Here is a 26,203-nt window from a genome sequence, read left to right as displayed (position 1 = left end):
TTTAATAACGCATCTATATTTGAAAAAAGAGACACATGGATTTGTTATGCCTTAATAATCACTCATTTTATTAGGAAGGCGATGATATCATATTTAATATTTGGCTGAATATAAATGATCTTGTTTAAATGTTATGTAGATGATTCGATCAGTAATCCGATAATAAAAAAACGGTTTATTCTTTAGTTTTCAGTAACGTGCCATTGCTTTTTTATTTCAAAGCCGTTAATATTTAACTATGTTGTATAACAAGTTAGCTGATAAGTATCTATATATAAAGCATAACCTGCTTCGCTAACGAAAGCAGGTTATGTATTGGTTAAGTACCATGCCATACAAGGTAGGTGGAGAAATGAACGAACGCAGTCAGTTATTGAAGGGGATATTGGAAGGATGTATCTTAGCTATTATTTCCCGGGAAACCGTCTACGGATATGAATTAGCGGTTAAGTTACAACAGCAGGGCATCGATGTTAAGGAAGGGTCTATTTATCCGCTGCTGCTGCGATTGCAAAAAGAAAAGCTGATTCATGGAGAAATGAGAGCTTCTGACAGTGGACCAAATCGAAAATACTATACGTTGACGTCGGCAGGAGAAGCTTCATTGGAAGCCTTTCGACAAAATTGGAATTCGCTTAAATCACCAGTTGACCAATTACTGGATAGGGGGGGATCATAAGTGAATACGCTGGTGGATGAAAACAACGAAAAACGAGAGCAGTTAAATGTGGAAAATAAAAAAGTGTATGAAGATATGCTTGTATACGTTCGTCTTTCATTTGATAAAAGCGAAGCAGAGACCGAAGAAGTTTTAATGGAATTATTGGATCATCTTCTTATTTTGCAGGAAGAAGGAAGAGATAGCAGGGAACTGTTTGGTTCCGACCCCAAACAATATGCCAGGGAGATTGTCGGTGAACTTCCGCAGGCGCTCCCGAAAAAAGTAAGGGCCTTATTCATGATGGGGATCTGCTATTTTTTAGGGTTTTACTTGTTTACCAGTGGGTTGATTCAAACGATCCTTGCCTATGGGTTTCATCATTTGGAGCAAACGAAGACCTACAGCCTGGGGACGACGATCGTTGGGTTAATAATGGGAGTGGCAGCCTTGGCGATTTTAGCGTATAGCGTCTTTCGATATATTCAGTGGTCGTGTTTTCGGCATACCTCTAAAATAAAGGAATATATATTATCTGGTTTAATGTTCGCTGTTTTTCCAGGAGTGATCGTCTTAGCAATGTATTTATGGCTGCCTTCTTTTGGCCCAACGGTAGTCCTGCCTGTCTATTGGATGGGAATAGTTGGAGTAGTGTTTCTTATCATGGCCAAACTGTTAGGAAGAAAAATATAGAATGGAAATAGTAGAAAAAACCAATTGATAGCAGATAGGAACAAATGGTTATCTTTATTCATCCTTTTGAAATGACGGTATGATATAACAGGAAAACCCCCTTCTCCAGAAAGATTCTCCTGAAGAAGGGGGTTTTGATATCTCTTTCATGAACTCCTATTTGAAGGAAAACCATGATGTCTAGCTTCTATTTTGGCGTTTTTGAATCATATAATCTGCAAAAAGTTCTCCAGTCGTTAAACTCACCACATATAATACAAGGAGTACGATAAATAACAATACAACGGCATACCCTACTACTCCGGTAGACAATATGGCAGAGTTAAACATAATTAAATACAAACTGCTGATTAGTAAAAGTATGGCTATACCGGATGCTATACGAGTTATGGTCTTAGAATCCAGTTTTTTCTTTTGATCGTTTGTGTTAAATGCATTCATGTCTGGTATCACTCCTGTTATTTTAGATAATTTCGGTAGTAAAATGTTATTTATTTCTTATAAAGTCATAGGATGCATTTGTGGAACGCGGGTGTCGATTTTATTTGCGCGAGAATCGAACGGTTATACAGAATTAGCTATGGGGGAGCCTGACTCATAGAGGTATGCTCTATTTTTGGCTGACAGAGCTTTCTTTAAGTGCTGCCTTGTTCTGTGGTGCCCCTTTATCCTTAGACAGTATCCATCCGAGTGCTGCAATACCTACCAGCACGATATAGAAAGATAATTTCCATAGAGTGGATTCTGCAAAATGTTCTGGGAGCACTGCTAAGGCAGGATGAGAAAGAGTGTGAACCATCAGCTTTACCCCAACCCAGCCGACAATAGCGAATGCAGCAATTTCAAGACCAGGTCTGCTTTCCAGCAAGGTGACAAAATACCCCGCAGCAAATCGCATAATGACCACCCCGATCAGTCCACCCGTCAGAATAACAAGAAACTGCCCGCCGTCCATTCCGCCGATCATGGGCAGGTTGGTCCGGGGCAGAGTCACCGCCAGAGCGACGGCGGCGAGAATAGAATCAACCGCAAAGGCAATATCTGCTACTTCCACTTTTGCTACGGTACGCCAGAACCCGGCAGGTTTTTCTTCGTTTTCCTGCGTCTTTTTTTCCGCTGCACCTTCTTTATGGAACCAGACTTTCCGGATAATATGATGGAGCGCAATCAATAAGAGATAGAGAGCTCCAATGGCCTGTACCTGCCATACGTCAATGAGAAACGAGATAATGAATAAAGAGGCAATACGAAAGACAAATGCGCCGGCCAGGCCGTAAAATAACGCTTTTTTCCTTTGTTCCGGTGGGAGTCTTTTGACCATTACAGCGAGTACGAGCGCATTATCAGCAGCCAGCACTCCCTCAATAAGGATCAGGACAATAAGCACCCATCCGTATTCCATCAGCAGACTAAGTTCCATGTTTATCTTCTCCTTTTTTAGATAAACCCGTTACCCTGCCGCGATACGTTTTATTGTGCATCCACACAAAAAACCTTCACCGCTGAGGCGGTGAAGGCACAAAAAAGCCTTTACCCGTCTCATAGGTAAAGGTCTCGCAAACAGCACAAGGCTGCCAATAAAACCGGGGATTTCTCCCGTCCTGACGATTTTATTGAAAAAGCTACTCCCCTTTTTCCAAAGGATATTAAGTTATTTCTTATAATGTATCCTTCTATTGCCTCGTTGTCAATCTTATTTTATGCAAGCTCGATAGAAAAGAAGACTAAACTGTAATGCGCTACTTTAGCATAATAAAAATTGCTAAAGCAGCTATAATAATTTACATGTCTTTTGTCTCAACATTTACAAACGAAAGCTGCATATTTTACATAGATCACTTCCATCGATTTAAATTGAAATTAAGTATATGATTAACTTGTATGAAAAACTCAGCAAGGGGTGAAGTAAATGAGTACAGCTTTAATCGTTGTCGATATTCAAAAAGACTATTTTCCAGGTGGCAAAATGGAACTAAGTAATCCTGACATTGCAGCTGCAAATGCCGCTAAAGTTATTGAATGGTTTAGAGAAAACCACAACGACCATATTTTCCATGTTCAGCATATCGCAGGCGATTCCTCTTTAGGTTTCTTTCTTCCGAATACAGAGGGAGCGGAACATCATGAAACGGTTCAGCCATTGAAAGATGAAAAAATCATCGTCAAAAACTTTCCAAACAGCTTCTTAAACACGGAATTAGAGAGCCAATTAAAAGAAAAAGGTATAACGAAGGTAGTAGTGGCAGGGATGATGACCCATATGTGTATTGATGCTACCGTTCGGGCAGCAGTAGATTTAGGCTATGAAACAACGCTTATCGAAGATGCCTGCGCGACAAAAGAGTTGACGTATCAAAACAAAACCACTTCAGCCGAACAGGTTCATTACTCATTTGTAGGCGCACTGCATGGCATGTATGCAGAAGTGACCTCAACCGAAGAGTTCCTGCAGCAGAAAACTACCAATTAAGTAAAAGTTTATAATAGCGCTCGTAAAGGTCATACATGACTTTACGGGCTTTTTTTATATTGTCTGCACGTTATAAATCCCATCTTTTTTAACTTGAAAGCAGTCGATTTATTTCTTGAAAGGGTTATAGGACGTCAAAGAAGAATACATAAAAGAGACGGGTTTCTCCGACTGGCATAATAGTGTTAGACGGACACCAATAAAGAAAAATGGAGGGGAAGAACATGGGAAGGGTATGCTTGGGAATGATCTTATCGGTGGATGGGTATATCAGCGACCGGGATGGAAAACTGGGAAAGCTTTACGAGAGCTTTGAGCCGAATGAAGTAATTCAAGCGGAGATGGCAAAAACGGGAGCGGTAGTGATGGGGCGGAATACTTTTGATATGAGTGAGGATCCGGATGCCTATGCAGATGATTATGAATTTCAGGTACCTTTGTTTATATTGACCCATCATCCACCGGCTAACCATCCAAAGGAAAATGAGAACCTTACCATAACGTTTGTAACAGATGGTATCGAAAGCGCGGTTCATCAGGCTAAACAGGCAGCCAAAGAAAAAGATGTGGTAGTACTCGGGGCTGACGTTGGCCAGCAGTTATTAAAAGCGAATTTGGCGGATGACCTGCAGGTTGCGTTTGCACCTATTATTCTTGGACAGGGGGTGCGCTTATTTGACCACTTGGAAGAATTAGAGATTCGACTGGAAAAGCTGCGGACCATTGAAACCGCAAAACAAGTGGAAATCTGGTATAGGGTCATGAAGGAAAAAAAAACGACCGCTGAGCAGGTACCGCTTAATAGTAGAGTTCCAGTTTTCAATTACTGCTTCCCAATAAATTTAGAAAAAAACAATCGAAAAACTAAGCATATTATTCCAAAAAGAATTACTCCCCATTGCAAAGAATAAAGAATGTATTCTGTTACATCATTGATATTTACAGGAGAAGAACGAAGTGAAAAGAAAACTACACCTAAGGTAAATAACGCAATACTAAAATACGTCCATCCTCTTTTTGTACTTAAATCCATTGGCTGACTCCTTTTTTGATTTTAGTTTACAATTATTATTCAGTTACTCTGTAGAAGACAAGTCGTATTTAGAATGATAAATCTGATAAATGAAGAGATATCTTACGAAACCACCCGGGCTTTAATAGAGGGGGAAGCTAGTTGAAAAAATCAACGTATAAAGTCAGTCGATTAATCTTGTATTTTTTCCTGGTATCTATATTTCTATTCGTATCGGGAAATACCGGCCGCTATTTAATCGAAACAGAGGGAATGAACCGAGAGACAGCGCTTTTCCTTCAGGGCATTATGTTTACCGGCTTGACTCTTGTCGTTCTGTACTGGCTGAAAGCAAAAAATCCTGATTTGTTTAAAGACATCGGTTTAACAAAAGCCGACTCCGTTGCTAAATGGTTCATTGGGACAGCACTGCCATTGTTTCTGCTTCTATCAGGGATTGTCACCGCTGCATTGTTTGGAGGCATTGAAAACGTCCGCTTTAATCTGACTGGCCCTATTCTGCTTGCCGTTTTGATTAACACCATTACGGCATTTATGTATGAGGCATTCCCGGAGGAAGTGTTCATTCGAGGCTTGATATTTTCAGAGCTGCGGAAGAAATATCGATTTATTATTTCCTTATTTCTGCAGCTGCTTCTTTTCATGTGTGTGCCTCTACTGGCGATGTCATTAGCCGCTCTATTTTTCAATCAGCCGATGCAGCTGACTATCGATTATTTTATATTGCTCTTTGCGTTCGGGATCGCCCTGCAGCTGTATCGCGAATATACAGGGTCTTTATGGATGAGCATTTATTATCATCTGATGTACCTTGAAATTGCCAGGTATATTTCCGGCGGGGGAGTATACGATCCTGACAAAGCGCTGCTGGAATTTGATGAAGTATTTGGAGGATTTATGACACTGTATTTATCCTTTTTGTTTATGGTTCTCTTAAGCGTAGCTGTTCTGACCGTACTAATAATTGTAGATAAAAAAAGAAGCAGATCGATTTCCAACTAGTATAAGTAGTAACAATTAACAAAGCAGATTAAAAACCAATCCAGAACCTGCTCCTGAATTGGTTCAATTTTAGTACGATAAAGGCTTTTGGTTTGGGGAGCGGAACCGCTTTACTTCTTTTGAGCGCAGTGCTGCGTGCTTAGTGCTGCGGTTATTCATCCGTTTGCGCCACATGCGGAAAGATGATGCTTTCATCTCTTTTCTCATAAGCTTAATCACGTCTTTCTCCTTTAAACCGAACTGCACTTCAATCATATCAAAGGGAGTCCGGTCCTCCCATGCCATCTCTACAATGCGGTCGATACCTTCAAGAGTCAGGTGATTTGTTTCTTTCATGATCATACCTCCTCGATACTGCTGTAAGGGTATTTTACCAGAACGATAGCGCTGGATCGAATAATAGGTACCGGGAGAAGATCACTTACATAAACAACTGAATTTATCCTTATACTGTAAGAATAGTAGTGTTATATCTTTGAAGCCTATCTGACGGAGGGTTCGCCTATGCTTATTCCATTTATCGTTGGTATTGTTTTTATCATCATCCATTTTTTTGCAGGTGCTCTGATCCCTTCTGGAAAGGTTATGCGGATGAAATGGTTTTCATTTTCAGGAGGACTGGCGGTCTCTTATATTTTTATATATCTGCTGCCGACGCTGCATAAAGAACAGACCGATATTGAAGAACCATACCGACACTTTACAATGGAATCAGAAGTTTATTTTGCCGGGCTTATTGGCGTTGTTCTTTTTCTGGGTATACAAATTATTATTAAGCAGAACTATATATCCCACACCTCTTCTTTCTGGTCAGCCATTTCCTTTTATGCGTTATACAATGCCCTCGTTTCCTACACCGTTTTGTCCTTTGAAGTATCTGGTATTGAGGCGGTTTTTTATTGTATAGCGATTGGGCTTCACTTCATTGCGGTAGCTCACGAAATGTGGCGGGAGTTTCCCCAGGAATATACTAAGTACGGCCGGTACATGCTTGGATCGGGAATTGCGATAGGCTGGATAGTTGCTTTAAATATTGATCTGATTCCTCTTTTTAGATCATTTATTTTTGCCCTTGTTTCAGGAGCGATGATTTTTACCGTATTTAAACATGAACTGCCAAGTGAAAAAGACACGCACTATCCCTCTTTTTTGATTGCCGTTTTGATTTACTCCGCCATAACGATGTCTTTAAAATTTTTCTTCGAATGGTAGTAAGCCGCTTACAGATAAAGTAAGGAGGAGAAGGACTGATAAAAATAATGTCAGACCGGGGAACTGTTTACTTTTTACATAAAGGAGGAATTGCATGCCTGTATGCCAGAGCTGTAAACACACGTGGGGATGGTGGGAAACGGTGAAAAGTTCCTTTGCTGTCCAACAGGGGATGACGTGCCCGTACTGCAAATCAACGCAATATCCGACGTCACGCTCAAGAAAGGTGTCAAGCGGGCTGGTATTCTTAACTCTGTTTATTGTATTTGCTTTTAATTTTGTCTGGGGGCCTTCCATTGCTGCCGTAATCGCTTTTTTAATAGCACTGCCAGTATATTTGGCTTTATATCCAATATATCTAACACTCTCCAACCAGGAAGAACCGTTATTTTGAGCCGGCGTAATGATGGGGGAAGCATCCTAAGAAGGATCGGCTAAATAAAAAAGAAAGGCGCAATGCTTTTAAGCACTGGGACTTTCTTTGATATAGCTGCTTAGTGGTCAACAGTAATATCACCATTATGGGAACGCAGCGTTACAGGGATTTCGCCTTCTCCAAAAACTTCTTTGGAATTATCTTCACCGAATAAACGAGCAGTACCATTATCGGTTTTGATAGCAAAGTCGGCATTGGCCGGTTTCGTTTCGGTGCTTATTTCAATGTTTCCGTTATCCGTTTCCAGGTTTATAGGATTTTCAATCGCACTTGTTGAAAACGTGATGTCTCCATTATTTGATGTACCTGATATCTCTCCCGAAACCTCTGTTATTTCAACATTTCCATTGGCTGTATTTACTTCAGTGCGTGAGCCCGTCATTTCTTCAAGCCCGATATTTCCATTGTTCGTGTCCGCTATCATCGATTCGACGTCAAGCCGGGAGGCATGAAGATTGCCGTTATCTGTTTTCATGACCACAGACTGATAGGTGGTTTCAGGCAGATAAACCGTCAGCTTAGCTTCTTCGGAAAAAAGGCCAATATTGAATAATTGGGGGCTGTCTGCCGATTCAATAAATAAGGTGTCATCTCGTACTTCCATTGTGACTTCCTCATCAGAGTTTTCCGAATCCAAACCCTGTATCTCCATACGGGTAACAGAGTCTTCTGTCGCCAGCAGTTCTATGCTGTCATTGTTTATATCTATGGAAAGATTGGTAAAAGGTTCATCCAGTGTTTTTTCAGCCGAATACGCTTTGGAGTCGAGCTGATTAAAGGAGAATATACTCCCGGCTATACCAATGAAAATCAAGATAAAGGACACAAAAATAATTTTTTTACCTGTACTCATATTTTGCTCCACCTTTCACCAGACGCATATTATAGTGCAAGTACCAAATAAACGTTTTTGTCAGCCATTTTGTCAGCTTAAGCATTCCAAATGAAATCAAGAGGCCGATTCCTGCGAGCGTAAGGGACATAAAAAATTCGAATATGCTGCTTGCCTCGGGGTTAACTATTAATTCCGCCAGCACTAAAACAGGAGAAACGGTAAAAGAAATACCTACAGCCCATCCGGCAAGAACAAGGCCGAGCAGCCCAATAAAAGGACCAAGTACGATAATAAGATTGAAGAAGCTTAAACCCGCTACTGCCCATATAGCGCGAAACATATTTCCTGTGGAAGCTGCAGATTGAACCTGGTCTAAATGATAAACAGCCAGCATTTCTTTTCCAATCTGCCCGGGGGAGCCAAGAGAGGAGGAAATGTCCTCTTCTGACTGCCCTTCCTGTTTTCCTATAAAGAAATGTTCTTCAAAGTCCTGGGAAATATCCCGGCGTTCTTCGTCCGGCAGCTTTTTTAAAGAACGATTCAGCTCTTTCATGAACTGCTGCTTATTCATCGTTTACACCTGCTTTTATAATTTGATTAACCCCTGTGGAAAATTCATTCCATTCTTCAATCAGCTGCTTGAGATATGTTTTTCCTTTTGTGGTCAGACTGTAGTATTTGCGCGGAGGACCTTCTGTTGATTCCTGTAAATAAGTGGTGAAATATTCTTCCTTTGTCAGCCTTCGCAGAAGCGGGTACACGGAGCCCTCAGAGATCGCTATATGCCTGGAGACGGTTTGTACCAGCTCATAGCCATAGCAGTCTTTTTTATCTAAAATAACAAGAATACAAAGTTCCAGAACCCCTTTTTTAAATTGGATATTCACAGCCGTTCATACACCTCATTTCCCACTACTGTTTATTATTCAGTACTGTTGTAAATAATATAGCACTCACTACTATTCATTGCAAGGTACTGTTTGAAAATTTATTTGGCTATTGAGCATAATAGAGAAAAATGATGGAAAATGTTAACATTTATTAGAGCGCAATTTACTTATGGAGGAAGATAAACATGAACACGGCACATACGTTATACAAAGAAGCGGCCGATTTGGTTGAAAAGAAATATCCTCTCGGCTGGGGAGGGGCAGCAGCAATAAGACTGGAGGACGGCACAGTATTAACGAGTATAGCTCCGGAAGTGATCAACGCTGCGACAGAGCTTTGTATGGAAACCGGAGCCATATTAGAGGCTCATAAATTAGGACAAAAAGTAACGCACTCTCTGTGTATAGCCCGGGATGATGAACAGTCTGCCTTTGAGGTTCTCTCTCCCTGCGGGATTTGCCAGGAACGGTTGTTTTATTGGGGAGCCGATGTTAAAGCTGCCGTAACGATACCAGGGGAAAATGAAATCATTTTTAAAACGCTGGCAGAGATTCAGCCTTATCATTGGACCGCTGCGTTAAATCAAGAAGAGGAATGAAAATGTTAATCTCTTAAAAAGAGCAGAAGGTTACATAATTCTTCCTATAGTAAAATCAAAACTGGTACCTGTAGAAGAAGACATTAAAATTTTGTTAAATGAGGTATAAGCAAATGGATCATATATTAATTATTGAAGATGATGAAAATATTCAAGAATATTTAAAGAAGGCTTTACTGGAAATCGATGCCGACCTTCGTATTCTTTTCTCCGTAAGTGCAGCAAGAGCCCTGCAGTTAGCCCGGGAGTATACTATTTCTCTGTTTATTATTGATATTCAACTTCAGGACTACAAAGGAACCGATCTGGCAAAAGAACTGCGTAGATTGGCAGAGTATAAGCATACACCTATGATTTTTGCGACCGCTATTGCGACAGAAGAACTTCATGCTTATCGTGAACTGAAATGTTACAGCTATTTAATCAAGCCATTTACGATAGAAGAAGTTAAACAGGCGTTCAACGAAGTTTTTGATTACATACGCAGCATGCAGCCCAGAATAAGGACAATCCGAATTGAGCAAAAAGGTATGATATTTGAATATCGTTTAAACGATATCGTATTTGTGGAATCATTTCGAAAAAAAATGGCAATTCATATGAAAACATTCGAGGGCGGGTTAGTGACAGAAACCATTGCTGGCTATACGTTGAAAAACATTGCGGAGCTCTTAAAAAATGGCAGTTTTCAGCAATGTCATAAAAGTTTTATTATTAATGCAGAGTTCATTGAGCGTATTAACAAGGTAGAAAATACCGTAAAACTCAGCGGGGTTAATCAAACTATTCCAATTGGAACTAAATATAGAGAACCCTTGTTAAAGGAAATAAAATAACGATGGAATCACTCGTGCTTCAGGGCGGCTTAGACACTTTTTCGATGGGTATTATAATGTTTTTGTTTGGCAGAGAAAGAATAGCTGATGTGAAAAAAATGGGAGTTTGGTGCTTCATTTTCTTTCTGTATATATTTTTCTTCAGATTAAATGTTACTGCTGGAGAAAGTGGAGCTCTAAGCAACATCGGATTCCAAAATTATGAGCTTCTTCCTGTAAACTCTCTGCAGGGAACAGTTGTTATGCTGTGCGTCCTCTTATTAATGAATAGCGTAACGTTTAAATTAAATCATTTAGAGACCTTTATTATTACTCTTCTTGCTTTTGTTATCTGGTTTATTATTCGAATGCTGAGTCTTGGCATAAGTGATATTTTCGCATGGCAGGGTGATGGGTTTCGCTATATTACATTATTTTTTGTTTTTATATTGTATTGGAAGTTTTCTACGAAAATAAGTAGATTCTTAAAAAGTACATCCAGCGTATTTACGAAGCTGATGATTATAAACGTTTTTATTCTGCTGTTAAGCATGGTTATATCAGCTGATTTTCAATCTGTCCTTTTATTTCAAAACCGAATGCAGCTGTTGCTTATTTTATTTTTCGTTCTTGCTTTCCTTAGTTGGCTGTTAACAGAGCAGCGGAAGTCAGAAATGATGGAGAACCGAATGCGTACAACGGAACAATACGTTCCCATTATTAATGAACTGGTCGTGGAAGTCCGTGCAAAACAACATGAATACTCAAATAGACTTCTGGCAGTCTCAAGCCTTGTAGAGACGACAGATGATATTCAAGTGGCGCGGGTGAAAATGCAGGACTATATTAAAAATGCATATTTAAAAAATGGACAATATGAGCTGTTAAATATTGATCACCATGTTATTGCCGGTTTTCTTTATACAAAAGTGAAAAGAGCAGAACAGCTGAATATTCATGTCGAAATTAAACGGGAAGTTTCTATCTCCCGATTACCATGCGAAGACATAGATTTAATGGAAGTGTTAGGAATTCTGATTGATAATGCGATGGAGGCAGGATCAAGTGGAGACATTGTATATGTTTCATTTAAAGCAGTTAATGAACAATTAGAAGTAACTGTCAGCAATCCTGCTGATGCTATGAGCAATGATCAGTTTATGCAGTTATTTGAATTGGGTTACTCCACGAAAACTGAGCATTCTATTGAAAGAGGATATGGGCTGTATCATGTAAAAGAGATTGCTGGAAAGTATAATGGCAGGATTATTGCCCGAAACGAACATAAAGAAACTTCTTTCATTACGCTGGGTGTTCAATTTTAAGGCATAAACAATATTTTTAAAGGAACAAAAAATACTAATTCCTTTAAATGAAATGTTTGTTTCAATTATCTTGTTTTGACAGCCGGTATTCCTTAAAGTGTTCATCGAGGGGGGATTCATATATGAAAAATTTACTATCTCTTGAATGGCATAAAGTGAAATGGCCGGTATTGATTACCATGATTATGTGTACTGTGCTGTCTATTTATTTGTGCAGCAGCTTTTACAAAAGATTTGCATTGGAAGAACAGCTTGAAGCCTGGGAAGTTGGTATGCCGATTTTTAATTTTATGTTTGCATTAATTGCCGTAGTACCAACTGGCTGGGTTCTGTACTATGAAAGAAAAAACAACTTTATTAATTATATAATCCCAAGAGTTAATATAAAGAAATACCTGTTTGTAAAAGGATTTATTATGAGTGGAAGTGCTTTTGCTATCATGTTTATTCTCTCATTTGCAGGCGTTTTAACGGTGTTATTCATAAACAGCCCTATTGACGTTGTTTATTCCAGATATGATCCAGCGACGGGAGAAACATTTGCCTCTGTTGAGAATAATCATATATTTGGCTCTGTATTTGTGAATCAGCCTCTGGTTTACGGTTTTTTAATGAGCATATGGAAGGGAGTGTTAACAGCTTTAATGGCAGCAATGGGGTTTGTTTTCAGTATGTATACGAATAATTTATTTCTCATTTTAGGCGGGCCTTTTCTGTACACAAATATCGAAAATTTTACTTTGGCCGTTTTGCAGCTGGAAGCTTATCGATTAGTCACAGCCTTTGAGCCTACCACTATTACAGTTTCGGCAGTAAATATATTTTCATTCATAACAGGTCCTTTATTAGTGCTATTACTAATAGGCGTATTTATTTTTTATATGCGTTTTATTAAAAAAAGATCGGTTTATTCTATATAGTTCATAAAAAGGTGGTGGCTGCTTCAACCATCTATTGTATTAATTATTCATGGAAGATGAAGCCATTTTTTTAATAGAGGGAGGATAAAAGACATGACAACGATGATTAACGTTTCTCATGTATCTAAAACGTTAGCGGGCCAATCGGTTCTTAAAAATATTGAGTTGTCTATAAAAAAAGGAAAAACGATCGGTATTGTTGGGAGCAGAGAAAGTGGAAAGTCTGTATTAACGAAGACAATATGTGGTATCACGAAGCCTGATGAGGGTACGGTTGAAATCCGTGGGAACGTGTCTGAAAATAGTATCGATGTTAACGGAAGTATTGGGATATTTATTGATAGCCCGGGCTACATAGAAATCTATAATGGGTTGAAGAATCTCCAGTTCTTAGCAGCCATAAACAATAAAATAACAAAAAATGAGATTGAAGGCGCGATGAGATTAGTTGATTTGAATCCTGCTGATAAAACGAAAGTGAAAAATTACTCCAGGGGGATGAAGCTAAAACTTGGTCTCGCCCAGGTCATTATGGAAAATCAGGACATCCTTGTACTGGACGGATTGTTTAGTTCCCTGGATTATCAAACGAACAATGATCTAAAAAGAATCATAAAAAAACTGCAGAATTCCGAACGAACTATTCTACTTACAAGCCGTCATTTTGAAGATATTAAGGAATTTTGTGATGAAATTTTTCATATTGAAGAAGGAGAATTAAAGCCGCTTACATATGATTTAAAATCAATTCTTTATGGTGCAGGAGGGTCAGGGAAATGACTACAGGTCTGTTTGTTTTGCCTGTTCTTTTTTCAGCGGCAGCTTTTCTTCTTTCAAGAGGAAAGGGGTCTTTTCTTATTGCAGGCTATAATATACTGTCCGATAGTGAAAAAGAAAAGTACGATGAAGTCGCCTTATGCAAGTTTATGGGGGTTGTGATGTACGGTATTTCTTTAGCGGTGTTCCTGCTTGCGCTGTACGAGGTAATAGAATATCCCATTCTTCTTGTAACAGGCGTTGGTTTAATAGCGATATTCACGATTCTAGTGTTTATTAAAGTGTATGTGAGAGATACGTTTAAAAAATAGAAATAAGGCATGAAAATATAAACTAAAAGAATCCAATCATATGAAAATGATTGGATTCTAAATTTAAGTTAAAACCCGCCGGAGCCTCCACCACCGCCGCCTATACCACCGCCTCCTCCAATTCCGCCGGTGCCGGAACTGCTGAAGGAGCCTGCCGCTTCTGCAGTCGAAGACTCGAACTGCGTACTGGCCAGGAAACCGGCTGTCATAAATATAGGAATGTTGCTGGTGTATCCTGCGGAAGCTTCGGGAGCTGTCGAAAATTCCTTTGTTAGATCTCCACTCATGTTCTTTACGGATTTCAGATTCAGGCCGAGTCCGTAAATAAAAGCAATCTTCTGCTCCTCCGGTGGAAGAGTCTTCCAGTCTTCTGTTTCATAGCGGTCTACTTCGTCTTTGTAATCCTTCCAGTCCCGGAGCAGTTTCCATCCTTTTTCCGTGCGGGGCTGGTAAACTAACGCATAGCCGAAAACAAACAGAAATAACACAAGCAGGAGGAGAAATGGCACGAGCATTCCGTTCGCAAGAAATATAATACCAAAAGCTAAAGTAATTATAGCAGCGACTCCGAGACCCATCTTGAAACCGAGTTTATTAATTTTTAAATCGGCTTCTTCCTTTTCTGCAATAACGGCTTTCTGCCATTCTGCTTTTTTCGCTTCAAAGGTTTCATAATTCGTTTCGTCTTTTAAATAATCGGACATGTCCGAAAGCTGAAATACACCATCTCTGCCCATTTCATCAAACAACATGGAAACGAGGATTTTCTCATGCGTCATTAAATTCTCCCGGCTTTCCAGACGAAAGCTGTCTTTACCTTCCTGTGTTACTTTATCCTGCCTGACAAGATCGAGCAGGGAAGCGGTGAGTATTTCTGACGACACAGCAGGGCGTACATAATACATCGTAGCAGGCATACTCATCTGCAGAGGCGGCGCTCCGGGGGTAAGATTATTGGAGTAGGCGCTTTGTTTCAAGTGGCTGTATTTTCTCCGATCCACATATATCACGCTTAGAAATAACAGGGCAAGGGCAGGAATGGCTATAGGTGCCATAGTAGATAGAAAATCCTGTCTGGCAGCAGAAGCTGCTGCGGCTTCTTCCTGTTCTTCCTTTTCCTCTTGAATAGATTCTGCAGCGGAGCCATCAGCAGTTCTGGTTACCCCTTCAAATAATTCCCCATCAAATGCAGCACGTACATCTGCATTTTCTCCGCTTTCTACCTCTTCCATATCAAACAGCACGTATTCATCAGTTATTTGTTCCGAATTTTCGGCTTCATCGTAGCCGATTGCTTCTATTTCTTCTGAGGCTCCCGGGGGATGCACACGGATCTGCATGGACTCGTAATCGGTTTCGTTGGATTCGTCAAAGAACGCCCAGTAAAACTCGCCGAGATCATCGTAACGTTCCACGCCGTCCTCAATGGTGTACTCCAGATCGACGGTAAAACGGTCATCCTCTCCAGGACGGAGAATGCGGTGCACGATTTCCTCTTCCGTCTCAATTTCCAGAGGTTCTCCGTTTTCAAATGCCTGTAAGTTTTCAATAGATGCGTATTCCGGGTGATTCAACGTCCTGACAACGCCATTGAAATCTCCTTCAAAATCATAAGTGAATGATTCTTCCACCTGCACGCTTCCATCTTCCTGCAGAAAAGCGTCAATTTCCGCTTCCGGGATCGTGAGTTCAAATGCATGAGCGTTCATTGGGAGTGAAAGCAAAAGCAAAGAAGAAAGCAGTGCAGCATTTGTTTTTATTCCCATGCGAATCCACCTCTCAGCGTAAGGTTACGCGTTTTTAAATAAAAAGGATTAGCTTATCATGAAGAACAGGCTTCGAAAGAAAAGCCTCTTATAAATGGATGCTGTTTTATGTAAAAATTTTATATAAAAAGAAAAAGTTTCATTTATTTACTTTGGTTTGATAACCTGAGTCCAGTATACCTTGTTCATTTAATAGAGTAAATAAAGCGAAGACAATGGCTGAGGTTGGCATAGCTTTGTAAATAGTGGGAGAGCAACTGCCAAATGCAAAAAAATATGTTCAAACACACGAAAGGGGAGCCAGACATGATAGAAGTGTTAGGTGCCATAGCTTTAGGTATAGCGCTCTATTTTTGGAGCAAATCGATGAAAAAGAATGATAATTAAAATTCCAAAAGTTAGAACGTATTTAATATAGATGTATAGATCAGCTTTTTTTAGGCTTAGAAGGTGTTATTTAACTGAGGAAAGTTGATTCAAACGATAGGATAGAGAAATAATATGGAAAATGTTAACATTAATTTCAGCATGAAAAATTAAGATCTTAAGCTTGTTTTCTAATATGTTCGTCAAATTTATAGAAGGTAATAAGGAGGCTTGCAACGTGAAGAAATTTCTTTTTAGGATGCTGGGTGTTGCAGTGGGAATTGTCATTTATAACTTCATTGGTCATTTCCTTTTTTAAATTCAAGGTTACATAGTGCATTCAAGAGTTATTGGACTAACAAAGTCGAAAGGAGTGATCTATTGAATTCAAAAAGAGTAAAAAAAGAGCATTACCTCTATCCAATTGTTGGGGGAACTGCAACGATAGTGATTTATTTAATTGGTTCTTTTATAGGTGTCGTTGAATTAAGTCAGTCATCTTTTTGGATGTTGGCGGGGGCTTTGGTTATTGTATTTCCGTTTTTAATGGTTCATTTCATAGACAGCACCAAACGTCCAAATGAACGAAAAAAATAATTATGGCTGATTTATATTAAAAAATCTTAAAATCAATAAGAAGTAAAATGGAGGAGTTTAGATGGATTTTATATGGTTGGGATTAGGAATTGCTATAGCGGGCTATTTGATAGGAGATGGATTAAAAAACTTTAAAAATCCAGATGCTGCAAACATTTTTGATTCATTTGATGAAGATCATGAGCTCATTAAAGAGAACGATCTTCATTATTTTATAGGGGTTTCTAAAGAAGATGCAAAGCATATGATAGCTGAGCACCCGAGTATTCCCCATATTACAATAAATAACAACGTTTATTATCCAAAAAGAAAATTGCGTGAATGGTTAAAGAACATAGAAAGCTGATTTTTGAAATGAAGAAAGGGTTCCAGGTGAGCTGTCTTCAAAATTACGGATTTATTATGCTTATGAAATTAGTAAAAAGTTAATTTAAAAATAGGTTTTCTTAAACTTTGAGGGTTATTACATAAAATTCAGCAATAGATTAAAAGGTGATAAGAATGTTAGTATTTCTTACTGGTCTGGGCACTTTAGTGGCAGGTATTGTTTTAAAAATTTCTAGTCCTGCCCGCATAAATAACGTATATGGCTACCGTACTCAACGATCTAAGAAAAATCAAAAGCTATGGGATGTTTCTCAAGAATATTCTGCAAAAATATTGCGTTTAATGGGAGTTCTTAATATTTTAATAGGCATAGTCTTAATGTTTACAACTTATAGCCAAGAATATTATTTATTTTTTGAATTAGGATGGGTAGTTCTTTCTTTTCTACCGGTCTTTATATTAACAGAGAGAAAACTTGTTAAAATTGAGCGATCTTAACAAATGAGAAAAGAAGAGAAAACCACCGGTATAGCTTCTTTTTTTGTGGGATTATTATTCAAATCACCAAAATACATATGAGATTAAAATCAAAAAAAGACAGCATGAAAAACAAGATCATTGAAAACACTGCTGCCAATGGATGGAGTGATCTTACAAGATGAATAGTACTGTTATTTTTTACATTGCATTTTATGGATTGATCATAGCACTGTATGTTGATAGTTTTCTTGGTTATGTGTATCCGCGTTACATAGCTTTTACGATTATTGGGATATTATTAGTTCAAGCTATCGTTATTATCAAAGAAAGATTTCATAAAAGAATGTCTAAGGTATAAAGACTATATTCGCTATTTAAACAGAAGCTGCCTTATTTTAGGCAGTTTTTTTCTTCTTAAAAATTGTAAGAAGGTTCCATAGTTTATATGAAGATGTTTTAGTGAATAGAATAAAACACCATTAATTTACATAAAAGGGGTATTTAAGATGAAGAAAACACTGGCAGCAGCATTAGTAGGTATGTTCGTCTTATCAGCCTGCGGGCCAGACGAAGAAAATAGCGAAACGTCTGGTGAAACCAATGTGGAAGAGCAGGAAGAACAGGAAAAAACAACAGCTAACGAGAATAGGGAACAAGAGCAGGATGAATCCAAAAACCAGGAGACTGATGACGAGAATAATTCCGAAAGTCAGGAAAATCACAACAGTACATCTGACGAGAATACTTCAGAAGAAAACGAAGGGGCCGGTAATACGGAAAAGGAACAACAGGAAGCGGAAACGGAGGACACCAGCAGCGGCGATAACGAGGTATCTGAAGAGGATGAATCCACTAATGAGAACAATCAAGAAGGTGAAATTGCCAAAGTCGAGGTTTCAGGAATTGTATTTGACTATATTGAAGGCCACGAAGACTTTGACGCAGAAGAAGTTAAACTCATGGTAGAAGATAGAGAGGAAGAAGAGAACGTATACCATGCCCAGGTGTTCACATTTGGACCAGAAGATGCGGAGCGCCAGGGAACTCAAACGCTGCGTTGGTATTCGATTGATAAAATGTCCGGAGAAGTGAAAAACGAAACCCCGGGCATGGAAGAAGAAAACGAGGAGAACGAAAATGAGACATCGGAAACAGAAATAACTGTCAGTGAAATTGCATCGATGAGCCCGGAAGAAAGAGAATCTCATCACCGTAATCTTGCTGTAGATGAAGAACATGTAATGGATCGTGTTTTTGATCAATTACTGCTTCCGGGTGTACATGAAAATACCAGATCTTATGAAGGCAGAGTCGGCCCGGAAGAATCTATTCGATTTGAATTTCCTAATGCAGAAAATTCAGCTGATCGAACGATCGCAGAGGCACACGTGGAGGAGGACGGGTATTACAGTATGAATATGTCTCAGTACGAGTTCTCCAAGGGGGAAGAGATTATTGTTCGTATTTCAGGAGGATATCCGCAGGAGCAGGTGTTTGAACTACCCGTTTATGGAGAGGAAGAGGAGAAAGAAATTATTCGGGTAAGATAACCCTCAAATGTACGATTTCTCAAACAGAAAAGGAGATAAGAGGCTTTTGAAGGCATAGCTGGCGCATCCTCAAAATTAGTTTTAAGCTCAAAATTTTGAGATGCATCACCAGCTTTGTTTATCTCTTTATCATCCTTCAATATGAAAATAAAGGCATTCTCAAATAACTGTTGGACTATGAGGAATCGAGATAGGAGGAGAAGAGAATTTGAGCGATCAGCCTAAACGAAACAAAATTTGGTATAAAAACCTTACGTTAACTGAAAAATATCAAAGAACAAAACGAGGAGCGCCTTTTTTATTTTTGATAGGAGTAGTTGCTGTAAGCCTATTGGATGAGTTTACGTTTACATTTTTTATTATCTATGGAATTTTGTTAAGCCTCTATTTCTATATTTATCTAACGTATTTAAAAAGAAACATAAAAAAAGAATCAAAATAACTTATATATAGCAAGGTAGAAAATCTTTCATATATATAAAGCAGGTTGTATAACATGAATGTAGAGGGGTTTTATTTATATGAATAAAACAATAATAAAAATCTTACTCATATTGTCTCTATGTTTCGGTACGGTTGCTCTTTCTCTTTATATAGCACTATTAAATGATATATACATATTTCCAACCATATTATTTCATACTTTTCTTACCCAAGAGGCGATAGTTAGCGGTTTTTTATATCTTTTCTTCCTCTTACTCATGGCTCTTTTCCTTTCTTTTATATATAATAAATATCTTATTGTTTTTTTGGTAGTTTCTGGATTTACTGGATCTCTCCTTTTCTGTTTAGCCTTTGCTCTTTCAATAAACAGCAATGAAACGATCTTTTTTTCATCTCCCAATAATCAATATCGCTTTGCTATTCTTCAAAAAGATATTCTGCATAATATCCAAAATGATATCTATCAGATACATAATCATTGGTATGCGGAACAAATAGCAGATATAAAAACAAACGATGGTGTAGATAATTTTTCTCCAACAAACGATGATATTATCTGGCATGAAACAAACCAATTCACCATACACTTACCACTTGAACAAACGAAGCAGGAAATAGTGATAAACTACAGCCAAAAGTGAATGAACAATATATCTTGACTGAAATGAGGAAACCTTATGCATGAACGAACGATTGGTTCGATCGGTCTGGCGATACTTTCAGTCTATCTGCTTTTTCATTTTTTCTTTTCGATCACATCTACCGGCAACGAAGGAGTTGCCGTCTTTTTTCCTTTGATAAGCGGTCCTGTTGGTTTTGCGTTGGCATGGAAGGTTTATAAAGAGAAAGGTCATCGGATGGCGTTAATAGGAGCACTAGTAAACGGTGTTCTTTTTTTCTTTCCATTTTTATATATGATGTTGGGCACCATGATTTTGGGTGTGTGAAATATGATGAAGAGAGCCAGGAAATGAATAAATGATTTATTCATTACTAAGAGCACGAGTTTATAAACATAATGAAAAGGTTTTGATATTCGTTATTATGTAATTAATTTATATAAAATAGTTCCTTTTGTTACCATATATGTGGTAATTTTAATTAATACAACTGTATTAATTAAATGAGGGGGGGCGCTATGAAAAGATATAAGTCGTACACCTGGATCGTCTGGCTGACCTTCACAATAATTATTGTGTCAGCAATATGGCTTATTATCCGAAACAATGGAATGATAAAAACCAGCGCAGATTATGAAGAACTCACTTCTTTTTTTCAGATATGGGTCGTTGTGGGTCTTCCTGCTTTATTACTTTACCTGCTGCCAAAACAAAAAGCTTCCAATAATCCATTTTCCCAGTCACCTATCAAAAAACTACGATTACAAGCCACTATTTTATTTATTATGGGACTGCTATTTCTAATTGCAATGATGCTGACACCTGAGGAATCTGTATTTGATTACTTTTACTTATATAAACTGCTTTTTCTTTTTATTATTCCTTTCATTATCATAAAAATAGTTCCAGCACCTCCTATGAATCAATCCTATGCAAAGCCCGTTCAATGGCTGTATCCAATGCTTGTCGCCGTTTTATGGATCTATATGTATTTCTTCAGTCCATTATCGCTTACAAGTAATGCTGATTATGAGATAGGTCTGCTGTATTTATTCATTGGAGCTGCGGTTTCCTTTATATTAAATAGCGTTTTAGAAGAACTTTTTTATCGGGTATGGCTGCAAACAAGATTGGAAGTTCTGTTAGGAACATGGCCGGCCGTTTGTGCAACCGCAATGTTATGGGCGCTCTGGCATACTGCAATACAAGGCGGCGGCTCTTTGGACCTTGCGATAACAAATGCAATTGTCTATCAAGGCGTAATTGGACTATTTTTAGGATTTTTATGGGCAAAGTATAGAAATGTCTGGGTTTTGATTCTCATTCATGGACTAATGAACTTTCCAATACAAATTATTACTCAAATATTTGGGGGATAGCAATGCCAAGAATTGTTGATCATGATAGCAGAAAGAAGGAGATTGTTAATTATGCCTGGCAATCGATAGTAAATGAAGGTTCAAAAGGCGCAAGTATCAGAAAAATTGCAAACTTGGCTAATATGGCCCCGGGGCAGATTCGTTATTATTTCCCCATTCATTCTGAGTTGTTAAAAGCAGTTATGGATAGAGTGATTTATAAGGTACGAAAACGAATTGAAGTTATTCTAATGGATGAAAACCTATTAGTTACTGATCGAGTGTTGAGCAGCATACTTGCTGTTATACCGTTGGATGCTGAGCGGTATGCGGATATGGTCGTTTGGATGGCCTTTAACTATGAGCTGCATTTACAAAATGATTCTGTCGTTGAAGATGACATAGAACTGCTCATAAAAAAGTGTATACAATTGTTTAGAAAGGAAAACGTATTGAATGAAAATGTGGATGAAAAACTGTTGATTGCACGAACATATGCAATAGTCGATGGTATAGCCATGCACATTCTTTTTAAAAAAGGTAATATAGACAATGAAATAGTTGAAGCACTAATTAGAGAAGAAATCTATTCATGGATGAAGTGAATAGAAAATTTTAGAATAGAAGGGAACGAAAGACGAAAGTTTCTTTCGAAGGTCACTATGCTATGAATTCACATGTTTATTTACTGGCGGTGTCGGCGTTTATCGTCGGCATGGTCGAACTAATTGTCAGCGGCATTCTTCCCATTATTGCGGAGGATCTATCGGTGTCCATTGCGATTGCCGGCCAGCTGATTACGATATTTGCCCTTGTTTTTGCCGTAGCGGGACCATTGCTTTTGTCGTTTACATCAAATGTAGAGCGTAAAAAAGTATATATGTGGGCGCTTGCTGTGTTTGCCATTGCTAATATTGGGGCAAGCCTGGCCCCAACGTTTACGATGCTGATGGCGGCTCGTTTCGTAACGGCGGCCAGCGCGGCGCTGATTATTGTGCTCGCGCTTACGATGGCACCGAAGCTGGTAGAAGCGAAATACCGCTCCCGCAGCATTGGAGTTGTAACGATGGGCGTCAGCTCGGCGCTCGTGTTAGGAGTGCCGCTCGGCGTACTTATCGGTGAAGCGTTTGGCTGGCGGATTATTTTTGTTTTAATAGCCGTATTGTCAGTGTTGATTGGAGCAATAATGCTTCGTTTCCTGCCGCGTATGCAGCCGGTGCAGGTAGTTACGATCGGTCAGCAAATCAGCTCGCTTAAAGATATCAAAATTGTAGGAATCCACAGCGTAACGCTGCTCGTCCTTGCCGGCCACTATACATTATATGGCTATTTTAACCCGTTCATGCAGGAAACAATGGGACTGAACTCATTCTGGATCAGCGCTATATTTTTCATCTTCGGGGCAGCCGCGGTCTCCGGAGGAGGTGTGGGAGGCTGGTTGACCGACCAGTTCGGCTCCAAAAAAATGTCGCTCACATTCATTGCATCGTTTGCGGTCATTTTATTCATCCTGCCGTTTACAACAAACTCGATGCCGCTCTTTATTGCAGCGGTTGTCATCTGGGGCATTCTCAGCTGGTCGATTGCCCCGGCGCAGCAGAGCTATTTGATCGCCGTTGCACCAGAAACGTCAGACATCCAGCAGAGTGTTAATACCTCGGCACTTCAAGTCGGCATTGCGTTAGGATCAATTCTCGGCGGCGTTGTCGTAGAGCAGTCGGCCGTCGTGGCCACTTCCTGGGCCGGCAGTGCGCTCGTTGTGATTGCCATGGCAGTTGTGCTGCTTGTATATCGAGCGCCGCGGGCGCAAAAGAAGGAAGCGGAGCTGTATTAACGGAAGATGCTCTGCGTAGAGGTATCCAGCATGTGAATCATTGTTGCTAAATGTACGTTTTAAGAGAGGTCAATCTATATCTATTCACCAAACTTTTAAAATGTATATATTCCTTTGAAGCGTATGTACGGTACACAAGTTAACAAAAGGAGAAACGTAAAATGAAATTCTTAGCCCATAGAGCTCCATTTTTTATATTAGGAACCGTTTTTATAAGTTTTCTTATTACTATACTTTCAAACAATGAAACACTCATTACTGTAGTAAATGTGATGAGTGTTTTACTTATCTTACTTTTGTATATAAGCATCTCTAAGTATCCAAAATCAGAAAGAAATTGGCTTTCTGATAAACGATAGCTGGTTGGCTGCTTCCTACCGCAAATATTCAGGTATACGGTTATTCGTCGAATTTATTCCAATAGATAAATCAACGATTAGAACCCAGGCGTTGACTGATTAAAAAGGGTGGGGATTTTGACATGGGTTTTTTTATAGAAATAACGCTTATCTTACTGCCAGTGATTATTGTGAGCGGCAGCGCATTATTTGTCATTAAACAGATGAAAGGTAAAAACGAACGAGGGACACTCTACAGAAAAAAAACAAAACAGGCGCAGGATTTGCTGGATAGTTTGATTCCATTAGGAATGCTTTTGGCTTCTTTGTCGGCATGCTGAGCAGCGCATTATTTACAATGTCATTCCAATATACCCTTAGTTTGGGGGTCGGACTGGGTTTATTGCTTGGCTGTGCTGCGTATGAAATATACAGCAGAAAAGAGGAAGATCCTTCATAAAAAAGTGGAAACTAGAATCAAACAAGCAGAGAAAACGCTATCCAGAAAGAATATATTAACATTCAATAATTATTCTTTATAAAAAGAAGTATGATATCGTGTTCGGCAAATGGGGTTATTACATATATTGGATTGTTTTTACCGCAAAGGTAGGATCCTAAATTGATTAGAATTACTATGGCTACACTAAGCTAAGTGTTAATATCATTCTTCTTTTCATGTATGATTTCTTTTTATGTTTTTGTTGCCTTTCTTCGATGGTGTTGATTTCATGTTTAAAAATAGTATCCACTCTTCATTCTACTGATTTGATTATTCTTTTTTCTATTTTTAATATTAACTGTTAGCGTAAAGTAAAATTTGTTAATTATTTCAATATTTATAATTTGAGGTGAATCTATTGAATACCTGGCTAAAAAATTTTGATAATGTTGACAGCCTCCATCAGCTCATTTATCATTAAATGAAATTTCAAAAAATAACAAAAATTATGAATTATTAACAGGAGGGGCAGAATGTATTTTTCAAAAAAATTAACCTTAGGGTTTTTCGCGGGAATGGTTATCAGCTCAGGGAGCCTTCTTCATGCAAGCGGATCAGTTAATGATAACGCCAATGAAAATGGAGTCGAACACCGCAGTAAAAATGCTAAGGAAGATGTGCCTGAAAATGTGATTGTAATGGTTGGAGACGGCATGGGAATGGGGCAGATGGAAATCGCTTCTATGCTTGAATACGGCAAAGAAGGCGAACTATTCATGGAATCGCTTGAACATACAGGTATGATCAGCACATACTCGGCTGATAACAATGTAACTGATTCAGCCGCTGCCGGCACCGCAATCGCTACCGGTACGAAAACAAATAATGGAAGCATCGGAGTCGATGAGAACGACAATGAAGTAGACAGTATTTTGGATCAGTATCAGGACGATGGAAAAAAGGTGGGCGTTGTTTCCAATAATACGGTTACAGATGCCACTCCGGCAGCATTCACTGCAAGCGTGGCTGACCGCGGAAGCGAAGAGGACATTGCCATGCAGCAGTACGAAGAGGAATATGATGTCCTGCTTGGGGGCGGCGGTGAATTTTTCGGGGCGGATGAAGAGGAAAGTGAAGACAGGCTCGTGGATGATTTTCAGAAAAGCGGCTATGAATATGCAACTACTGAAGAAGAACTCAAAGAAGCTGAAACCCCGGATAAACTGCTCGGTCTATTTAATGATTCGTACATGAACTATAAAACGGACAAAGATGAGGTCGAAAGCGAAGAACCGTCCCTCCAGGCTATGACAAAGTCTGGACTGAATGTACTTTCACAGGACGATGACGGCTTCTTTATGATGATCGAAGGCGCTCGGATTGACCACGCTGCCCACGCGGCTGACGCTACCGGTGTGTGGCAGGAAATGATTGAATTTGATCAAACAGTTGAACAGGTCGTTACCTGGGCGGAAGATCGCGATGACACGCTTGTCGTTGTACTTTCCGATCATGAAACGCTTGGCATGTCTGCGACAGAAAATATGGATGTGGACAGCCTGAAAAATATTGAAGTGTCTCCAGAATATATGGCCCAGCAGCTTGAGACCCAGGATGGTTCTGATGAATACACCTATGAAAGTATTCAGCAGGTATTCTCGGAATACGCAGATATTGATATAACAAACGAAGAATTAGAGGCATTCCGTACGAATATTGAAGACGATGAAGGGGAGGTATATCCCGAATATCAGGTGGGCTGGGAAATTGGCTCCATCATTGCAGATCATAATAGTGTAGGTGCTCTCGACACCGAAATACGTGTAGAGAGTGATACTGGCGGGCATACAGGGGAGATGGTTCCAGTCTTTGCTGCAGGCGCCGGCAGTGAGCACTTCACCGGTTATATGAACAACACCGACATTAAAGGGCTTATCGAAAAAGCTTCTGCTGAGTAAAAGGGTAATAGCTAAGCAGTGATGCATCATTCCCATCTAAAAAGACCGGCCGGAGAAGCAGTTTCCGCGCCGGGCTTTTTCTTATGTCAAAGATTTTTCCACCTTGTCCAGGGCCGCGATTTTGCTTTATCAATTTCTTTGTACACA

At 39.2% G+C, this 26,203-nt stretch carries 32 protein-coding genes; 25 read left to right on the top strand and 7 right to left on the bottom strand.

Features of this window, described 5'->3' with window-relative positions; translation table 11 throughout:
- Positions 1-352: 352 nt before the first annotated feature.
- Together ATL39_RS14840 and ATL39_RS14835 are read left to right on the top strand one after the other, a co-directional pair.
- Positions 353-679 (top strand): PadR family transcriptional regulator, encoded by a 327-nt coding sequence (locus ATL39_RS14840; protein ID WP_120194151.1) that lies wholly within the window; start codon positions 353-355, stop codon positions 677-679.
- A complete protein-coding gene (locus ATL39_RS14835; RefSeq protein ID WP_120194150.1) occupies positions 680-1,351 on the top strand; it encodes a DUF1129 family protein in 672 nt (223 codons plus the stop codon).
- A gap of 180 nt (positions 1,352-1,531) precedes the next feature.
- Here the strand turns inward: ATL39_RS14835 and ATL39_RS14830 are convergent, their stop codons facing one another.
- Together ATL39_RS14830 and ATL39_RS14825 are read right to left on the bottom strand one after the other, a co-directional pair.
- Positions 1,532-1,792, bottom strand: coding sequence for a hypothetical protein (locus tag ATL39_RS14830; protein ID WP_120194149.1), 261 nt, complete (start codon positions 1,790-1,792; stop codon positions 1,532-1,534).
- Positions 1,793-1,961: 169 nt separating this feature from the next.
- Entirely contained in the window at positions 1,962-2,771 is an 810-nt protein-coding gene (locus ATL39_RS14825) for a TerC family protein (RefSeq protein ID WP_120194148.1), read from the bottom strand.
- Between the two features lie 489 nt (positions 2,772-3,260).
- Here ATL39_RS14825 and ATL39_RS14820 point away from each other — a divergent pair, with 489 nt between their 5' ends.
- From ATL39_RS14820 to ATL39_RS14810, 3 genes are all read left to right on the top strand, one after another.
- Positions 3,261-3,821 (top strand): cysteine hydrolase family protein, encoded by a 561-nt coding sequence (locus ATL39_RS14820; RefSeq protein ID WP_120194147.1) that lies wholly within the window; start codon positions 3,261-3,263, stop codon positions 3,819-3,821.
- Between the two features lie 224 nt (positions 3,822-4,045).
- Positions 4,046-4,732: a dihydrofolate reductase family protein gene (locus tag ATL39_RS14815; RefSeq protein ID WP_120194146.1), complete on the top strand. Its 687-nt coding sequence runs from the start codon at positions 4,046-4,048 to the stop codon at positions 4,730-4,732.
- Between the two features lie 263 nt (positions 4,733-4,995).
- Positions 4,996-5,856, top strand: coding sequence for a CPBP family intramembrane glutamic endopeptidase (locus ATL39_RS14810; RefSeq protein ID WP_120194145.1), 861 nt, complete (start codon positions 4,996-4,998; stop codon positions 5,854-5,856).
- A 69-nt stretch (positions 5,857-5,925) separates the two neighbouring features.
- On the opposite strand, the gene ATL39_RS14805 is transcribed toward ATL39_RS14810, so the two are convergent.
- Complete coding sequence (locus tag ATL39_RS14805; RefSeq protein WP_120194144.1) at positions 5,926-6,192, bottom strand: TIGR03643 family protein; 267 nt, start codon at positions 6,190-6,192, stop codon at positions 5,926-5,928.
- A gap of 168 nt (positions 6,193-6,360) precedes the next feature.
- On the opposite strand from ATL39_RS14805, the gene ATL39_RS14800 reads away from it, so the two are divergent.
- On the top strand, positions 6,361-7,068 hold the full coding sequence (locus ATL39_RS14800; RefSeq protein ID WP_120194143.1) for a hypothetical protein: 708 nt from the start codon (positions 6,361-6,363) through the stop codon (positions 7,066-7,068).
- Between the two features lie 94 nt (positions 7,069-7,162).
- On the top strand, positions 7,163-7,462 hold the full coding sequence (locus ATL39_RS14795; protein ID WP_120194142.1) for a TIGR04104 family putative zinc finger protein: 300 nt from the start codon (positions 7,163-7,165) through the stop codon (positions 7,460-7,462).
- 100 nt (positions 7,463-7,562) lie between these two features.
- Here ATL39_RS14795 and ATL39_RS14790 read toward each other — a convergent pair whose 3' ends face one another.
- From ATL39_RS14790 to ATL39_RS14780, 3 genes are read right to left on the bottom strand one after another with little or no spacing between them, the layout of a single operon-like run.
- Positions 7,563-8,357 (bottom strand): DUF4097 family beta strand repeat-containing protein, encoded by a 795-nt coding sequence (locus ATL39_RS14790; protein ID WP_120194141.1) that lies wholly within the window; start codon positions 8,355-8,357, stop codon positions 7,563-7,565.
- Complete coding sequence (locus ATL39_RS14785) at positions 8,344-8,910, bottom strand: HAAS signaling domain-containing protein (protein ID WP_120194140.1); 567 nt, start codon at positions 8,908-8,910, stop codon at positions 8,344-8,346. Before ATL39_RS14785 ends, ATL39_RS14790 begins: the two co-directional genes overlap by 14 nt.
- The gene (locus ATL39_RS14780) at positions 8,903-9,226 is read right to left on the bottom strand and encodes a PadR family transcriptional regulator (protein WP_120194139.1); all 324 of its coding nucleotides are present in this window, start codon (positions 9,224-9,226) and stop codon (positions 8,903-8,905) included. The genes ATL39_RS14785 and ATL39_RS14780 overlap by 8 nt, the downstream gene beginning before the upstream one ends.
- A gap of 188 nt (positions 9,227-9,414) precedes the next feature.
- Here ATL39_RS14780 and ATL39_RS14775 point away from each other — a divergent pair, with 188 nt between their 5' ends.
- The 6 genes from ATL39_RS14775 to ATL39_RS14750 all read left to right on the top strand — a co-directional run bounded on the left by ATL39_RS14775 (position 9,415) and on the right by ATL39_RS14750 (position 13,976).
- Positions 9,415-9,828, top strand: a complete 414-nt coding sequence (locus ATL39_RS14775) for a cytidine deaminase (RefSeq protein WP_120194138.1) — start codon at positions 9,415-9,417, stop codon at positions 9,826-9,828.
- A gap of 113 nt (positions 9,829-9,941) precedes the next feature.
- Positions 9,942-10,664, top strand: a complete 723-nt coding sequence (locus ATL39_RS14770; RefSeq protein WP_170146949.1) for a LytR/AlgR family response regulator transcription factor — start codon at positions 9,942-9,944, stop codon at positions 10,662-10,664.
- Between the two features lie 2 nt (positions 10,665-10,666).
- Positions 10,667-11,968, top strand: coding sequence for a sensor histidine kinase (locus tag ATL39_RS14765; protein WP_120194136.1), 1,302 nt, complete (start codon positions 10,667-10,669; stop codon positions 11,966-11,968).
- 122 nt (positions 11,969-12,090) lie between these two features.
- Positions 12,091-12,888, top strand: coding sequence for a hypothetical protein (locus ATL39_RS14760; protein WP_120194135.1), 798 nt, complete (start codon positions 12,091-12,093; stop codon positions 12,886-12,888).
- A gap of 93 nt (positions 12,889-12,981) precedes the next feature.
- Entirely contained in the window at positions 12,982-13,668 is a 687-nt protein-coding gene (locus ATL39_RS14755; protein ID WP_120194134.1) for an ATP-binding cassette domain-containing protein, read from the top strand.
- On the top strand, positions 13,665-13,976 hold the full coding sequence (locus ATL39_RS14750; protein ID WP_120194133.1) for a DUF3784 domain-containing protein: 312 nt from the start codon (positions 13,665-13,667) through the stop codon (positions 13,974-13,976). The genes ATL39_RS14755 and ATL39_RS14750 overlap by 4 nt, the downstream gene beginning before the upstream one ends.
- A gap of 68 nt (positions 13,977-14,044) precedes the next feature.
- On the opposite strand, the gene ATL39_RS14745 is transcribed toward ATL39_RS14750, so the two are convergent.
- On the bottom strand, positions 14,045-15,742 hold the full coding sequence (locus ATL39_RS14745) for a DUF2207 domain-containing protein (protein WP_120194132.1): 1,698 nt from the start codon (positions 15,740-15,742) through the stop codon (positions 14,045-14,047).
- A 747-nt stretch (positions 15,743-16,489) separates the two neighbouring features.
- On the opposite strand from ATL39_RS14745, the gene ATL39_RS14740 reads away from it, so the two are divergent.
- The 12 genes from ATL39_RS14740 to ATL39_RS14675 all read left to right on the top strand — a co-directional run bounded on the left by ATL39_RS14740 (position 16,490) and on the right by ATL39_RS14675 (position 26,056).
- A complete protein-coding gene (locus tag ATL39_RS14740) occupies positions 16,490-16,705 on the top strand; it encodes a hypothetical protein (protein WP_120194131.1) in 216 nt (71 codons plus the stop codon).
- A gap of 61 nt (positions 16,706-16,766) precedes the next feature.
- A complete protein-coding gene (locus ATL39_RS14735; RefSeq protein ID WP_120194130.1) occupies positions 16,767-17,051 on the top strand; it encodes a DNA-binding protein in 285 nt (94 codons plus the stop codon).
- A gap of 155 nt (positions 17,052-17,206) precedes the next feature.
- Entirely contained in the window at positions 17,207-17,530 is a 324-nt protein-coding gene (locus ATL39_RS14730) for an SdpI family protein (RefSeq protein ID WP_120194129.1), read from the top strand.
- Between the two features lie 488 nt (positions 17,531-18,018).
- Positions 18,019-19,062, top strand: a complete 1,044-nt coding sequence (locus ATL39_RS14720) for a hypothetical protein (RefSeq protein WP_120194127.1) — start codon at positions 18,019-18,021, stop codon at positions 19,060-19,062.
- A gap of 208 nt (positions 19,063-19,270) precedes the next feature.
- On the top strand, positions 19,271-19,504 hold the full coding sequence (locus ATL39_RS14715) for a hypothetical protein (protein WP_120194126.1): 234 nt from the start codon (positions 19,271-19,273) through the stop codon (positions 19,502-19,504).
- Positions 19,505-19,583: 79 nt separating this feature from the next.
- Positions 19,584-20,147: a hypothetical protein gene (locus tag ATL39_RS14710; RefSeq protein WP_120194125.1), complete on the top strand. Its 564-nt coding sequence runs from the start codon at positions 19,584-19,586 to the stop codon at positions 20,145-20,147.
- A 36-nt stretch (positions 20,148-20,183) separates the two neighbouring features.
- Positions 20,184-20,453, top strand: a complete 270-nt coding sequence (locus tag ATL39_RS14705; RefSeq protein WP_120194124.1) for a hypothetical protein — start codon at positions 20,184-20,186, stop codon at positions 20,451-20,453.
- A 191-nt stretch (positions 20,454-20,644) separates the two neighbouring features.
- On the top strand, positions 20,645-21,505 hold the full coding sequence (locus tag ATL39_RS14700; RefSeq protein ID WP_170146948.1) for a CPBP family intramembrane glutamic endopeptidase: 861 nt from the start codon (positions 20,645-20,647) through the stop codon (positions 21,503-21,505).
- A gap of 2 nt (positions 21,506-21,507) precedes the next feature.
- On the top strand, positions 21,508-22,089 hold the full coding sequence (locus tag ATL39_RS14695) for a TetR/AcrR family transcriptional regulator (protein WP_120194122.1): 582 nt from the start codon (positions 21,508-21,510) through the stop codon (positions 22,087-22,089).
- 62 nt (positions 22,090-22,151) lie between these two features.
- The gene (locus ATL39_RS14690) at positions 22,152-23,318 is read left to right on the top strand and encodes an MFS transporter (RefSeq protein ID WP_120194121.1); all 1,167 of its coding nucleotides are present in this window, start codon (positions 22,152-22,154) and stop codon (positions 23,316-23,318) included.
- 481 nt (positions 23,319-23,799) lie between these two features.
- Positions 23,800-23,997, top strand: coding sequence for a hypothetical protein (locus tag ATL39_RS17570; protein ID WP_245961007.1), 198 nt, complete (start codon positions 23,800-23,802; stop codon positions 23,995-23,997).
- Positions 23,998-24,631: 634 nt separating this feature from the next.
- Positions 24,632-26,056, top strand: coding sequence for an alkaline phosphatase (locus ATL39_RS14675; protein ID WP_245961006.1), 1,425 nt, complete (start codon positions 24,632-24,634; stop codon positions 26,054-26,056).
- Positions 26,057-26,203 lie beyond the last annotated feature (147 nt).

Origin of the sequence: Sinobaca qinghaiensis (genome assembly GCF_003610495.1) — a bacterium.
Taxonomy (GTDB): domain Bacteria; phylum Bacillota; class Bacilli; order Bacillales; family Marinococcaceae; genus Sinobaca; species Sinobaca qinghaiensis.
This window is presented reverse-complemented; position numbering and strand designations above follow the sequence as displayed.